This is a genomic window from Bradyrhizobium sp. Gha, from assembly GCF_900113735.1.
In the GTDB taxonomy this organism is placed as follows: Bacteria; Pseudomonadota; Alphaproteobacteria; order Rhizobiales; family Xanthobacteraceae; genus Bradyrhizobium.
Genome location: NZ_FOQM01000022.1, coordinates 98,013 through 112,014 on the forward strand (window position 1 = coordinate 98,013; position 14,002 = coordinate 112,014).

Below are 14,002 nucleotides of genomic sequence, written 5' to 3' on the forward strand. Positions count from 1 at the left end.
CAAAGGGCCGAAGGTGGATCACTTACCACCTCGTCGTCATGCCCGGCTTGACCCCGGGCATCCACGTCTTTCGACCCGCTGTCGCACGTGGACGGCCGGGACAAGCCCGGCCATGACGTGAGAGAGCGCAGAGCCAATCACGCAATCAAATGCATCCCGGCGTCCATGCGCACGACCTCCCCGGTCATGTTGCTGGAGGCCGGCATCGCCAGGAAGCAGACGAGCTGTGCGATGTCCTCGGCTGAAGAGGCGACCTTCAGCGGCACCTTCGCCACCACACTGTCGCGCACCTGCTTGGCGCCGGCCTCGCCGCGGCCCTTGGTGAACCAGGGCGTGTCGATATAACCGGGACACACGGTGTTGACACGGACCAGCGGCGCGAGTGCGCGTGACAGCGACAGTGTCATGGTGTTGAGCGCGCCCTTGCTCGCGGCATAGGCGATCGACGAACCGACGCCGCTGATGCCGGCGACCGAAGAGACGTTCACCACCGCCGACGCACGCCCGGACGCCTTCGACGCCGCCTCGAGCAGGCTGCGCGCCGCGCGCACCATCTGGAACGGGCCGATGGTGTTGACGCCGTAGAGCCGCTGGAAATCCTCCGCCGACAATCCGTCGAGGTCGGCATGAGCAACGTGCTTGGTGGTACCGGCATTGTTGACCAGGATGTCGAGCTTGCCCCAGCCGCTGGCGGCCGCAACGATTCTACGGCAATCATCATCCTTCGAGACGTCGCCCTGCGCGACCAGAACGTGGGCGGCGCCGGCCTTGCGGCAGAGCTCTGCCGTGGCTTCGGCTTCGGTCTTGCTCGACGAATAGTTGATGACGAGCCGCGCCCCGCTCGCTGCGAGAATTTGCGCAGTCGCAGCACCGAGCCCGGATGCGGAGCCCGTCACGATCGCGCACAAACTGTCCTTGGCCATCCGGATGTCCTTCCCCGTGATTGAATGTGGTGCCTTGTTTAGCGAGTTTGCCGCGCGCTGCAAATCGCGGCAAACTCCGCTAAGCGGAATTAGTCCAGACGGCTCGCGCGCCTCCATGCCGGTGCCGCAGATGGGCCTGCGATCAACGCTTGTCAGAGCCATGGCTTTTTCGGATCATCGGGCGCAAGAAGAACCTGCGCGTCGGCCCGATTGGACGGGACGCGCCAATGGCAAAAACGGGGAACGCTGTGGCGGAGAGTGACAATATCGTCGTCGAGACCGCGGAGAAGATCTTCGCCGATCTTGCCGATCCGCAAACCATCAACAACGACAAGACGAATTCGTGGCAGGCGCCGCTGTGGCAGGCGCTGAGCGAAGCCGGCTTGCCGCTGTCCTGGGTGCCCGACGAGCTCGGCGGTTCCGGCGCGAGCTTGGCGGACGGTTTTGCCTTGCTGAACGCCGCCGGCCGTTTCGCAGTCGCGATTCCCTTGGCCGAGACCATGCTGGCGGGCTGGCTGCTGGCGCAAGCGAAGATGACCTCGCCCGAAGGCGAGATGACCGTGATGCCGGCCTCGCCAAAGGATCGCATCACAGTTGATGCCGACGGCGCGCTCTCCGGCCGTTGCCGCGGCGTCCCCTTTGCCAAGGCGGCCAGGCATTTTGCAGTCCTCGCGCATGGGCCGGATGGCGTCTCGATCGCGCTGGTCGATGCGAGCAAGGGGCGGATCGAATCCGGGCTCAACGTCGGCTACGACCACAGCGACACCGTCACACTCGACAAGGTCCAGCCCCTCGCCATCGAGGCGGCGCCTGATGGCGTCGACCAGACAAGGCTGATGCTGATGGGCGGCGTCGCACGCAGCCTCCAGATCGCCGGTGCCCTGGAATCGATGCTCGACATCTCCGTGCGCTATTCCAACGAGCGCGTCGCCTTCGAGAAGAAGATCTCGAAATTCCAGGCGGTGCAGCACAATCTCGCGCGCCTGGCGGGCGAGTCTGCCGCAGCACTTGCGGCCGCGACGTCGGCGGCCGACGCCATCGCGAACGCAAAGACGTTCGACGATGAAGTTTACCTCGAAGCCGCCTCGGCAAAGATCCGCTGCGCGGAAGCAGCCGAAAAAGGCGGTGCCATCGCACACCAGGTTCACGGCGCGATCGGCTTCACCATCGAGCATATCCTGCACCGCTACTCGCTGCGGGCGCTGGCCTGGCGCGACGATTTCGGTTCGGAGAGCCACTGGGCGGTCGAGCTCGGCAAGCTGGTCGCCTCCAGAGGCGCCGATGAATTGTGGCCGCTCGTGGCTTCGCGCTGACCGGGAGACGAAACACATGACCGCTGCCCTTCGTTTCGACCCGATCCGCCTGCCCGAGACCTGCGAACAACTACGCAAGGAAGTGCGTGCGTTCCTCGCCGAAGAGATCGCCGCCGGCACCTTCGATCCGCACAAGCCCAACCGCGAAGACACCGACGTCCCGGAATTTTCCCGTAAGGTGGGAGCCAAGGGTTGGCTCGGCATGACCTGGCCGAAGAAATATGGCGGCCAGGAACGCTCTTTCCTCGAGCGTTACGTGGTGACGGAAGAGATGCGCGTTGCGAACGCGCCGACGCGGCGGTTCTTCGTCGCCGACCGCCAGAGCGGCCCGGTGCTGCTGAAATACGCGCCCGAACACATCAAGATGGATATCTTGCCGCGCATCTGCCGCGGCGAGATCTGCTTTGCCATCGGCATGAGCGAGCCGAACTCCGGCTCCGACCTGTTCGCCGCGAAGACGCGTGCGACCAAGACCGACGGCGGTTATCTCATCAACGGCACCAAGATCTGGACCTCGTCGGCGCATATCGCCGACTACATGATCGCGATCTTCCGGACCTCACCGCCCACCAAGGAGAACCGCCGTCACGGCCTGACGCAGTTTCTGGTCAAGATGAAGCAGCCGGGCATCAAGGTAAACCCGATCGGCCAGATCACCGGCCAGTACGAGTTCAACGAGGTGGTCTTCACCGACTTCTTCGTGCCCGACGATCACGTGCTCGGCGAGGTCGATGGTGCCTGGAAGCAGGCGACATCGGAGCTCGCCTATGAACGTTCCGGCCCCGAGCGCTTCCTCGAAACCTATTACGTGCTGACCGAGCTGGTCCGTGCGGTCGGTCCTGATCCGGACACGCGCAGCGCCGAAGGCATCGGCCGTCTCGTGGCGCAGCTCCACACCATGCGGCGCATGTCGGTCTCGGTGGCCGGCATGCTGCAGGCCGGCAAGGAGCCGGTGGTGGAAGCCTCCATCGTCAAGGACATCGGCACGGTCTGGGAGCAGCAGCTTCCGCACCGCGTGCGCGATCTCGCCGCCTTCGTCGAGGAGACCGCCACAAACCGCGAGACGCTGGAGCGGCAGCTCGACTTCGCCATCAAGACCGCACCGAAACTCACCATCCAGGGCGGCACCACCGAGGTGCTGCGCGGCATCATCGCCCGCGGACTTGGGCTCCGCTAGATGGGATCGAAACTCTGGCCCCGCGCTCCGTTCACCTCTCCCAACGGGAGAGGTGAATCTTCGCTACTGAGACATTGGAGGCAAAAATGACCACTTACAAAGATATCGGCGTCGAGAAAGTAGGGCACGTCGGCACCATCGAGATCCGCCGCCCACCGCTCAACTTCTTCGACATCTCGCTGATCAACCAGATCGCCGACGCGCTCGACGAGTTCGACCGTGACATCGAGATCCGCGCCTCCGTGTTATCAGCGCAAGGCAAGGCGTTCTGCGCCGGCGCAAATTTCGGCGATCCGGCGCGGCAGGCGCAGGAAGCGCAAGAGGCCGAGAAGAAAGCAAAGGGCGACCCGGCCGACAACCTCGGCCCGATCAACCATCTCTACATCCAGGCCGTGCGCATCTTCCGCGCCAAGAAACCGATCGTCGCCGCCGTGCAGGGCGCCGCTATTGGTGGAGGGCTAGGCCTCGCGGTCTCGGCCGACTTTCGCGTCACTTGCCCGGAAGCGCGCTTCGCCGCGAACTTCACAAAACTCGGATTCCATCCCGGCTTCGGCCTGACCACAACGCTGCCCGAGTTGATCGGCAAGAACAATGCCGAGCTGATGTTCTACACCAGCCGCCGCGTCACCGGCGAAGAAGCCTATAAATGGGGCCTCGCCAATGTGCTGGTGCCGCAGGACCAGGTGAAGGCGGGAGCGATGAAGCTCGCCAACGAGATCGCCGAATGCTCTCCGCTCGGCCTGCTCTCGACCCGCGCCACGATGCGCGCCGGTCTCGCCGACCGCGTCATGGCCGCGACCCATCACGAGCTCGCCGAGCAGACCCGCCTGCGCGCCACGGAAGACTTCAAGGAAGGCGTGAAGGCGACGGAAGAACGTCGCGTGGCGAATTTTAAGGGACGGTGATTGCCTTGCCTTCCTTCTCCCCTTGCGGGAGAAGGTCTATTTGCGTCCCACCACCAGCGCATCCACAATCGTCACGCCCTCTCCCTGCGGATGCACCAGCACCGGATTGAGCTCGATCTCCGTGATCTCGCCTGCATGCCGCGCGGCAAGCACTGAGACATCCGCGATCAGCTGCGCCAACGCGGCGAGATCCGCCTTTGCCGCTCCGCGAAAACCGTTCAGGAGCGGCGCGGCCTTCAGGGTCGCCAACATTGCGACCGCGTCCTCCGCGCTGACCGGCGCGGGACGATAGACGACGTCGCGGAACAGCTCCGTCGTGATGCCGCCGAGCCCAACCATCACCATCGGCCCGAACGTCTTGTCCGTCATCGTGCCGACGATGATCTCGACACCCTTCCTTGCCATCGGACCGATCAGCACACCCTCGATGGCCGCCTCCGGTCGATGCTTGCGCGCGTTGTTGATCAAGGCTTCGAACGCCAGAAACACCTCGCCCTTGCTGGCGACGTTGAGGCGCACGCCGCCGACCTCGCTCTTGTGCGGAATGTCCGGCGACTGGATCTTCATCGCAAGCGGAAAGCCGACACCGGCGACCGCCGCGTCCAGCTCGCTCCTGTCTTTCACCAACGCTTCATCCGGCAAGGCAATTCCGGCGGCGCGCAGCAATGCCTTGCTGCCGGCCTCCGACAGAACCGGCGAGCTCAAATGAGCGGACAGATCGCGCGCCGGCAACCGGGTGTCGTCCGCGGGCTTTGGCAGGCTGAACTTCGCGTAGTCGACGACGCGCCGCATCGCGACGCCGACATGGGTGAGGCCCGAGAGCACGACCACGCCCGATTTCGCGAGCTCGCGCCGCGCGAACTCGGACGGCACGGTGTACGAATAGAACACCACCGGCTTGCGTCGCGCCGCCAGCACCGGCGTCAGCTCCGGCTCCTGAAAGGGCTTGCGAACATCACTCGACAGCGACAGCACGACCAAGATCGCGTCGACTTCGTCGGACAGGGTGAGCAGATCAACGCTCTTCTGCAAGCCGCCCAAAGTCACTCCCTGCGCGGTGACGTCGATCGGGTTGCGCGCAGTGCCATAGGACGGCATCAGCTTGCCGATCTCCGCCTGCACCTGCTCGGAGAGCTCCGGCACCTGCAACCCCTGCAGCGCCACGGCATCGGCGCCCCAGATGCCGGCGCCGCCCGACGTCGTGACGACGGCGACGCGGTCGCCTTTCGGCAGCGGATTGCTCACCAGCACCCCGGCGATCGTCAGGGCCTCGTCGAGATCGTTGGAGACGATGAAGCCGTATTTCGCGAACACCGCATCATAAGCCGCCGACCAGCCGGCCATGCTCGCGGTGTGTGAAGCCGCGGCACGCTCGCCTGCGCCGGAGCGGCCGACTTTCGTCACGATCACGGGCTTCTTCAGCTCGGCCGCCCGTCGCGCTGCGGCCAGGAATTTGTCGACGTCGCGGATGCCTTCGATGAACAGCAGGATCACATCGGTCGAAGCGTCCTGCACCATGTACTCGAGGAATTCGCCGGCACCGAGGTCGGATTCATTGCCCGCGCTGACCACGTAGCTCACGGCGATGCCAAGCGTCTTGGCGCGGTGATAATAGGCGAAGCCGATGCCGCCGCTCTGCGCGACGATGCCGATCCGCCTGGTCGTGGCCACCAGTGGAACCACATCAGGCTTGACATCCACGGCCGGACTGAACGTCGCCGCCACGTGCTGAACCTGGCTAAAAAACCCCTCGGCGTTCGGCCCGGAGATCCGCATGCCCGTCCGCCTCGCCAGTGCGGCGATCGCGTCCTGCATCGCCGCGCTGTCGCCGCCCTCCTCGGCAAAGCCGGACGAGATGATGACTGCGTTCTTCACACCGGCGACGGCACATTGCTCGAGTGCCGGCAGCACGGCGCGGGCAGGAATGATGATCACGGCGAGATCGATCGGCGCGCCGATCTCGGCGATCGATCTGTAACAGACGAGCCCGTCGAGCTCCGCGTAGTTCGGGTTCACCGGATAGATCTTTCCGGGATAACGGTTCTTGCGCAGCATCGATAGCAGCCGGCCCGGAATCTTCTCGTGATCGCGCGAGGCCCCGATCAGTGCGATGCTTGCGGGTGCGAAGAAGCTGTCGAGCGGATGCGGCATCATGTGATCCCGTCTTGTTCTGTCTACACCTGCCGCACTGTCAGACCGTCATCCCGAGGAGCGAGCCGCGCAGTACGTAGCACCGCGCGGGGAGCCTCGACGGATGACGCCCGATGGTGGCCGTCGCCCTTCGAGGCTCGCCGAAGAGGCGAGCACCTCAGGGTGGCGGATCACGATTGGATCATCAACTGACGCGGAACGTCACTCCGCCCAGCAGAAACTCATTCCCCGCCACCGCGAGCCCCTTCGCCCTGGCGGCATGCAGCACCTGGGCGACATCGGTTACCTGGAATTCCAGCGCGCTCATGATCTCGCTCGCACCCTTCACAAACCGGAAGACCGCGTTGGGCAGCTTCAGTTCGGCCTCGCCAGTCGGCGCCACCCCGATGATCTTGCCCCAGTGCTCCGCTAGTCCCTGCGGATCCGGGCTCTGCATCTCCACCGCTGTCAGCGCCTGCGTCACATCCTTGCGGATGAAGCTTTGCCAGTCCGGTCCGGCCGGCGGATACGCGCCCAGAATATCGTCGCTGCCTTCGGTGTGGTTGAACTCGATGAAGGCGGCGCGGCAGTCGCGCGGGTGGAGCTGGACGCCGTGATAAGGTGCATGGTCGATCACGTTGGCGGTGCGCACGCCCATCGCGTTCGCATGGCGGCCGCGCTCGTCCGGTTCGCTGCAGCAGAAGATCGCCATATAGCCGCCACGACCGCCGGTCTTCTCGATGAAGCGCCCCGCCGTGGTGCCATCCTTGAACGGCGCGACGACCTCCAGCATGATCGTGTCGACCGGGAGCAGCGCGTTCTCCAGGCCATATTTGGCGACATTGCCGTCGCGGTAGCAGACGGAAAGGCCCATGATCCCGGCGATGTCAGAGATGACGGGCGCGAGTTGCGGCGCGACCAGGCAGATCTGTCGCAGCCGCATATAGGGCGCCATCGTCATGCGCCCCTGAAGGCCGGCTTGCGCTTCTCCACGAAGGCTTTGGCGGCTTCCTTGTGATCCTCGGTGTCGCTGCAGCGGGTGTGATGGATCGCTTCGCCGTCGAAGCAGTCTTCCAGCGGCAAATGCTCGGCATTATTGATGTTGCGTTTGATGAAGCCGAGCGCGATCGAGGGCCCTTGCGCCAGCGACATTGCGAGCTCGTGCGCGGCGGCGTCGATCTCGGCGTCGGGGACGACCCTGGTCACCATGCCGATCGCATGCGCTTCCCGGGCGGTCAGCACCGGCGAAGTCAGGTAGAGCTCGCGCGCCCGCGCGCTGCCGAGCAGCTGGGTCAGGAAATAGGTGCCGCCGTAATCGCCGGAGAAGCCGACCTTGGCGAAAGCCGTCGTGATCTTGCAGGATTCCGCGGCGACGCGCAGATCGCACGACAGCGCCATCGACAGGCCGGCGCCGGCTGCGGCGCCATCGAGCTGCGCGACCACGGGCTTCGGCATCTGATGCAGGATGCGCGAGACCTCCATGCCACGGCGCAAATTCGCAAGCTTCTGCTCGAACGGCAGCGGCGCGCGGCCGGCCGCCATCGACTTGACGTCGCCGCCGACGCAGAACGAACCGCCTGCGCCCTTGAACAGCACCGCGCGCACGTCCGGATCGTCCGCCGCCCGTCGCGCCGCCTCGACCAGGCCTGCGACCATCTCAGGGTTCAGCGCGTTCTTTCGCTCGGGCCGGTTCATGGTGATGGTGAGCAGCCCGCCTTCGAGCTTTTGCAGGACCATGTCGTTCATGGGAGGTCTCCCTTTTGTTGTTTTGTATCTCCGTCGTTCCGGGGCTCGCGAAGCGAGAACCCGGAACCTCGAGATCCCGGGTTCGCTTCGCGCCCCGGGATGACGTCGTGACTTCGTCACGCCGTCACTTCTTCACCAGGGGACAGCGCGACTGCTCGAGCGACTGGAACGCCTCGCTGCCGGGCACGGTGGCGAGCAGCTTGTAATCATCCCAGCGCCCCCCGGACTCCGACGGCTTCTTGACCTCGAACAGATACATGTCGTGGATCATGCGGCCATCTTCGCGGATCTTGCCGTTGTGAGCGAAGAAATCGTTGACCGGCGTGTCCTTCATCACCTTCATCACCGCGGCAGCATCGGTCGTGCCGGCCGCCTTCACCGCCTTCAGATAGTGCGTGACGGAGGAATAGACGCCGGCTTGTGCCGATGTCGGCGGTCGCTTGACGCGCTCCTGAAAGCGCTTCGAGAAAGCGCGCGTCTCGTCGTTCATGTCCCAGTAGAAGGCTTCGGCCAGCAGCAGGCCCTGCGCCGTCTCCAGCCCGATCGAGTCGATGTCGGTGACGAAGGCCAGCAGCGGCGAGACCTTCTGGCCGGCCTTGGTGATGCCGAACTCGGCCGCCTGCTTGATGGCGTTGACGGTATCGCCGCCGGCATTTGCAAGTCCGATCACCTTGGCCTTTGAGGCCTGCGCCTGAAGCAGGAACGACGAAAAATCGGACGTGTTAAGTGGATGACGCACGCTGCCGAGCACCTTGCCGCCGGTCTTGATGACGACGGCGCTGGTGTCCTTTTCCAGATCCTGGCCGAAGGCGTAGTCGGCGGTGAGGAAGAACCAGGTGTCGAGGCCCGCCTTCACGGCCGCAAGACCGGTGACGTTGGCCTGACCGTAGGTGTCGAACACGTAGTGGATGGTATAGGGGCCGCAGGCCTCGTTGCTGAGACGGATCGATCCGGGTCCGTTGAAGATGATGATCTTGCCCCGCGCTTTCGCGATTTCGCCGGCGGCAAGCGCGGTCGCGGAAGCGGCGACGTCATAGATCATCTCGACACCCTGGTTGTCGAGCATGTCGCGGGCGATGTTGGCGGCGAGATCAGCCTTGTTCTGATGGTCGGCGGCCAGCACCTCGATCTTGCGTCCGAGCACCTCACCGCCGAAATCTTCCACCGCCATCTTGGCCGCGGTCTCGCTGCCGGGGCCCGTGATGTCGGCATAGAGACTCGACATGTCGAGGATGCCGCCGACCTTCAAGGGAGGCTTGTCCTGGGCCTGCGCGGCGGCGCTTGCACTCAAGGCAATCGCGGCGGCAAAAATGCCGGACAAAATATGTTTCATGAAAAACAACCTCCCTTGATCGCCTGGCTCTGAACGGCGGCTTGATTATTGCTATTCCCGCAATCATGCCGGATGCGCGCGTGCGCAGCAAGCAGAAGCGCGATGCGCGTCTCGCGACGGCGTTGTGTGTTTTCCGCAAAGCGGAATGGTGATGTATGGACAAATATCTCCACGTCATTGCGAGCGTGGCGAAGCAATCCAGAATCTTTCGGTCGAGACATCCGGATGTGCTTCGTCGCAAGGGCTCCCCGCAATGACCGAGCGTGTAGAAGCCTCTTCGCGCCACACAGCGCTTGGGTTAACATCGGCGCTCAACGCAACCTCCACGGGTCTCATGCCGCAACGGCTTCACCTCATCGTCGCGCTTCTTCTCGTCGCTGATGGAGCTGCGTACGCGGCACCGTGCCAATTCGAAGCACAGGGCCAAGGCCGTGTCGCGGCGATCGTTGACGCACGCAGTGTACGTCTCGACGATGGCCGTGAAGTCCGTCTCGCCGGCATGGAGGCGACAGCCACGACGAGGCAAGCATTGACGTCGCTGCTCGTCGGCCGCGACGTCATCCTGCGCGGCACCGACGACACGCCCGACCGCTACGGCCGCCAGGGCGCGCTGGTGTTCATCGGCGAGAGCGACGCCTCCGTGCAGACGATGCTGCTCACCAACGGCGATGCCCTCGTCTCCGCCGAGATCGCCGAGAAGGATTGCGCAGCCGCCCTGATGTCGGCCGAGGCCGAGGCGCGGCGCCAAAAAAAGGGCAGCTGGGCTGACCCGTCGGCCATAAAAAACGCGGAAAGTCCGGACGATATTTTGGCCGGGATCGGGCGCTTTATGGTGGTCGAGGGCAAAGTCCTATCGGTCCGGCAAGCTGGGGCAATGACCTACCTCAACTTCGGACGGAACTGGACACACGGCTTCGCTGTGACTATCTCAAAGCGTACGCTGCCGACGCTTGAAAGTGCCGGAGCAACTCTTAAGTCATTGGAAAATAGACGGATTCGTGTCCGAGGCTGGGTTGAGGGGACGACGGGGCCGCGTATCGATGTGTTCCGGGCGGGACAGGTTGAGTTGCTGGGCGCAAACGAGCCGACAGGGGTAAGGCCTTAGATCAGGCCAGGCACGGGTTAATCGACGTGAATGGGGTGCTAGAACGGCACGGACTAAGTGATGGCCGCCGCCTGCGGGCTGCGCCGGCCGCGCTTTGCCTCGTGCTGGGCACAGCCCTCGCCGGTTGCGGCGACATGGGCCGTTTCCAAACTGCGGCGGCCCCGCCGACCGTCGCGCTGCCCAAGCCGAAGCCGGCCGTCGCGCAAACCCCCGCCACCGAAAAGGAGCACGAGCGCATTCTGGCGAGCTACGGCGGCGCGTATGACGATCCCAGGCTCGAATCACTCGTCAGCAAGACCGTCGACCGACTCGTCGCCGCCTCCGATCGCCCGGATCAGGGCTACAAGGTCACCATCCTCAATTCCGGCGCGGTGAACGCCTTCGCGCTGCCGAACGGCCAGCTCTATGTCACGCGCGGCCTGCTTGCGCTTGCGAGCGATACGTCTGAGTTGTCCTCCGTGCTCAGCCACGAAATGGCGCATGTGCTGTCCAAACACGCCGCGATGCGCGAGGACCAGGCGCGCCAGGCTGCCATCGTCACCCGTGTCGTCACCGACATGAGCAACGATCCCGATCTCACCGCGCTCGCACTCGCCAAGACCAAGCTGACCATGGCGAGCTTTTCGCGCAACCAGGAGTTCGAGGCCGATGGCATCGGCGTCGGCATCTCCGCCAAGGCGCATTTCGATCCCTATGGTGCCGCCCGCTTCCTCTCGGCGATGGAGCGCAATGCCGAGCTGAAGGCCGGCAAGAGCTCGCTCGATCCGCGCGCGCAGGATTTCACCTCGTCGCACCCGGCCACGCCCGAACGGGTGCAAAACGCGCAGGCGATCGCACGGCAATACGTCGCGCCGGAAGGCGGCGAGCGCGACCGCGAGAGCTATCTTTCCGCGATCGACAACCTCGTCTATGGCGAGGACCCCAGCGAAGGCTTCGTCCGCGGCCGCAGATTCCTGCATCCAAAGCTCGGCTTCACGTTCCAGGCGCCTGATAACTTCTCGCTCGACAATACCGCGCAGGCGGTGATCGGCGTGCGCGAGGGCGGCTCGCAGGCGATGCGCTTCGACGTCGTGCGCGTGCCGGCCGAGCAGTCGCTGGGCGATTACCTCAATTCCGGCTGGATGGAGGGCGTCGAGAAGGCGTCCACCGAGGACATCACCATCAACGGCTTTCCAGCCGCATCTGCCTCTGCCAAGGGCGATCAGTGGCAGTTCAAGGTCTATGCGCTGCGCTTCGGCAGCGACGTCTACCGCTTCATCTTCGCGACACGGCAGAAGTCGACCGAGAGCGAGCGCAACGCGCGTGAGACCGTCAATTCCTTCCGCCGGCTGACGCTCGACGAGATCCAGGCGGCGCGCCCGCTGCGCATCAAGGTCATCACCGTGCAGCCCGGCGACACCGTGGAATCGCTGTCCCACCGCATGGCCGGTGTCGATCATCCGGCCGAGCGCTTTCGGGTGCTGAACGGGCTCGATCGCAATGCGCAGGTGAAGGTGCGCGACCGCGTGAAGATCGTGACTGATTGAGGGCGGTGGCTACCGCGCCTTTTCTTTCAAAAATGCGATGATGTCGGCGCGATCCTGCGCGTCGGGCACGTCAAAGAACATCTTGGTCTCAGGCACCATGGCCTGCGGTCCGGTCAGCCATCGGTCGAGATTTTCCTCGGTCCAGACGATCCCCGATTTCTTCAGCTCAGGCGAGTAGTCGTAACCGGCGACGCTGCCCGCCTTGCGGCCGACAACACCCCTGTGCATGGGGCCGACGCCGTTCTCGTTGATCGCGTGGCAATCTGCGCAGCCCTTGTAGAGCGTCTGGCCGCGCGCCACGTTGCCGGTCGCAGCCGCGGGCCGAGCTGGGCCCAGAAGCACGATAGCGACAAAGGCAAGAGCCAGGCCTGAAGTGCTGCGCTGAGGAGCGGAATTCGGCCAGACGTTCATGTCATCTCCTGTTTGGGTTCCGCAAAACAGGATCGTCCGGGCCGAAATTTATTCCCCTCAGTTCGAAGATCGACCCGCGTCCATATCGCCGGCCTCACGCTGGCCGCTGAGCCAGAGGGCAAGCAGGGTCCAGAACGCGCCCGAGAGCAGATAGGCTCCCGAGGCGATAACGCCAAGATTGGTAGCAAGCAGCAGCGCGACCAGCGGAGCAAAGCCGGCGCCGAACAGCCAGGCCATATCGGAGGTCAGCGCCGAAGCCGTATAGCGATAGGCCTGCTTGAAATTCGAGGCGATCGCGCCCGATGACTGGCCGAAGGAGAGGCCGAGCAGGATGAAGCCGATCACCATGTAGATGGTCTCGCCGAACGCGCCGGCATCGAGCAGCTGCGGGGCGAAACCGCTGTAGATCGCGATCGCGATCGCCGATCCCATCAGCAGCGATTTGCGGCCGACGCGGTCGGCGATGACGCCGGAGAGCACGATCGCGACGACGCCGAACACGGCAGCGACGATCTCGATGATCAGGAAGCGCACCGGGCTTTCGCGGGTGAACAGGAAGACCCAGGACAGCGGGAACACGGTCACCATGTGGAACAGCGCGAAACTTGCCAACGGCGCGAACGCGCCCAGCATGATGTTGTGGCCTTCGCGGGCAACCGTGTCCGAGATGCGCGAGGGCTGCAATTCGCGGGTCTCGAACAGCGAGGCATATTCCTCTGTGGTCACCATGCGCAGGCGCGCGAACAGTGCCACGACGTTGATGGCGAAGGCGACGAAGAACGGATAGCGCCAGCCCCAATCGAAGAAATCGTCGGCCGAGAGATTTCCGGCGAAATAGGCAAACAGCGCGCTCGCCACGATCAACCCGAGCGGCGCGCCGAGCTGCGGCACCATCGCGTACCAGCCGCGCTTGGAGGCCGGTGCGTTCAGCGCCAGCAGCGACGCCATGCCGTCCCAGGCGCCGCCCCAGGCGAGACCCTGCGCGATACGCGCCAGCGCCAGCAGCCAGATCGCGGCAACGCCGATGTCGTGATAGCCGGGCAGGAACGCCAGCGCGACGGTGGCGGTGCCGAGCAGGAACAGCGCCGAGACCAGCTTGGCCGTCTTGCCGTATTCGCGGTCGACCGTCATGAAAATGACGGTCCCGATCGGCCGGGCGATGAAGGCCAGCGCGAAAATCATGAAGGAATAGAGCGTGCCGGTCAGTTCGCTGGTGAACGGAAACACCAGGCGGGGGAACACGATCACCGAAGCGATCGCGTAGACGAAGAAGTCGAAGAATTCCGAGGTGCGGCCGATGATGACGCCGATGGCGATCTCGCCGGGACTTGCCACGTCGTGGCCGTGCTCGCCCGAGTGGAGGTCTGCCATTGCGGGGGTCTGTGCCGTCGCCATGCGTGCGCCCTTAACGTCCTGAAATCCAATGCCGACCG

12 protein-coding genes are annotated in these 14,002 nt (G+C 64.4%); 5 read left to right on the top strand and 7 right to left on the bottom strand.

Annotation, left to right across the window (positions count from 1 at the left end):
- Window positions 1–137: 137 nt before the first annotated feature.
- Complete coding sequence (locus BM222_RS24530; RefSeq protein ID WP_092233348.1) at window positions 138–923, bottom strand: SDR family NAD(P)-dependent oxidoreductase; 786 nt, start codon at window positions 921–923, stop codon at window positions 138–140.
- A gap of 248 nt (window positions 924–1,171) precedes the next feature.
- On the opposite strand from BM222_RS24530, the gene BM222_RS24535 reads away from it, so the two are divergent.
- The 3 genes from BM222_RS24535 (at window position 1,172) to BM222_RS24545 (ending at window position 4,318) form a co-directional block, all read left to right on the top strand.
- Entirely contained in the window at window positions 1,172–2,236 is a 1,065-nt protein-coding gene (locus BM222_RS24535) for an acyl-CoA dehydrogenase family protein (protein WP_092233351.1), read from the top strand.
- Between the two features lie 16 nt (window positions 2,237–2,252).
- On the top strand, window positions 2,253–3,413 hold the full coding sequence (locus tag BM222_RS24540) for an acyl-CoA dehydrogenase family protein (RefSeq protein WP_092233354.1): 1,161 nt from the start codon (window positions 2,253–2,255) through the stop codon (window positions 3,411–3,413).
- Between the two features lie 86 nt (window positions 3,414–3,499).
- Complete coding sequence (locus BM222_RS24545; protein WP_092233357.1) at window positions 3,500–4,318, top strand: enoyl-CoA hydratase/isomerase family protein; 819 nt, start codon at window positions 3,500–3,502, stop codon at window positions 4,316–4,318.
- Window positions 4,319–4,354: 36 nt separating this feature from the next.
- On the opposite strand, the gene BM222_RS24550 is transcribed toward BM222_RS24545, so the two are convergent.
- The 4 genes from BM222_RS24550 to BM222_RS24565 all read right to left on the bottom strand — a co-directional run bounded on the left by BM222_RS24550 (window position 4,355) and on the right by BM222_RS24565 (window position 9,527).
- On the bottom strand, window positions 4,355–6,469 hold the full coding sequence (locus BM222_RS24550) for an acetate--CoA ligase family protein (RefSeq protein WP_092233483.1): 2,115 nt from the start codon (window positions 6,467–6,469) through the stop codon (window positions 4,355–4,357).
- Window positions 6,470–6,653: 184 nt separating this feature from the next.
- A complete protein-coding gene (locus BM222_RS24555) occupies window positions 6,654–7,403 on the bottom strand; it encodes a VOC family protein (RefSeq protein WP_177243430.1) in 750 nt (249 codons plus the stop codon).
- A 2-nt stretch (window positions 7,404–7,405) separates the two neighbouring features.
- A complete protein-coding gene (locus tag BM222_RS24560; protein WP_092233363.1) occupies window positions 7,406–8,194 on the bottom strand; it encodes an enoyl-CoA hydratase in 789 nt (262 codons plus the stop codon).
- A 124-nt stretch (window positions 8,195–8,318) separates the two neighbouring features.
- On the bottom strand, window positions 8,319–9,527 hold the full coding sequence (locus BM222_RS24565; protein WP_092233366.1) for an ABC transporter substrate-binding protein: 1,209 nt from the start codon (window positions 9,525–9,527) through the stop codon (window positions 8,319–8,321).
- Window positions 9,528–9,780: 253 nt separating this feature from the next.
- Between BM222_RS24565 and BM222_RS24570 the strand changes: the two genes are divergently transcribed.
- Both BM222_RS24570 and BM222_RS24575 read left to right on the top strand, forming a co-directional pair.
- The gene (locus tag BM222_RS24570; protein WP_092233369.1) at window positions 9,781–10,632 is read left to right on the top strand and encodes a thermonuclease family protein; all 852 of its coding nucleotides are present in this window, start codon (window positions 9,781–9,783) and stop codon (window positions 10,630–10,632) included.
- A 35-nt stretch (window positions 10,633–10,667) separates the two neighbouring features.
- Complete coding sequence (locus BM222_RS24575) at window positions 10,668–12,158, top strand: M48 family metalloprotease (RefSeq protein WP_143106028.1); 1,491 nt, start codon at window positions 10,668–10,670, stop codon at window positions 12,156–12,158.
- 9 nt (window positions 12,159–12,167) lie between these two features.
- On the opposite strand, the gene BM222_RS24580 is transcribed toward BM222_RS24575, so the two are convergent.
- Both BM222_RS24580 and BM222_RS24585 read right to left on the bottom strand, forming a co-directional pair.
- Entirely contained in the window at window positions 12,168–12,569 is a 402-nt protein-coding gene (locus tag BM222_RS24580) for a c-type cytochrome (protein ID WP_092233372.1), read from the bottom strand.
- A gap of 57 nt (window positions 12,570–12,626) precedes the next feature.
- Window positions 12,627–13,964 carry an MFS transporter gene (locus tag BM222_RS24585; protein WP_092233375.1) on the bottom strand — a complete coding sequence of 446 codons (1,338 nt, stop codon included), beginning with the start codon at window positions 13,962–13,964 and terminating at the stop codon, window positions 12,627–12,629.
- Between the last annotated feature and the right edge of the window lie 38 nt (window positions 13,965–14,002).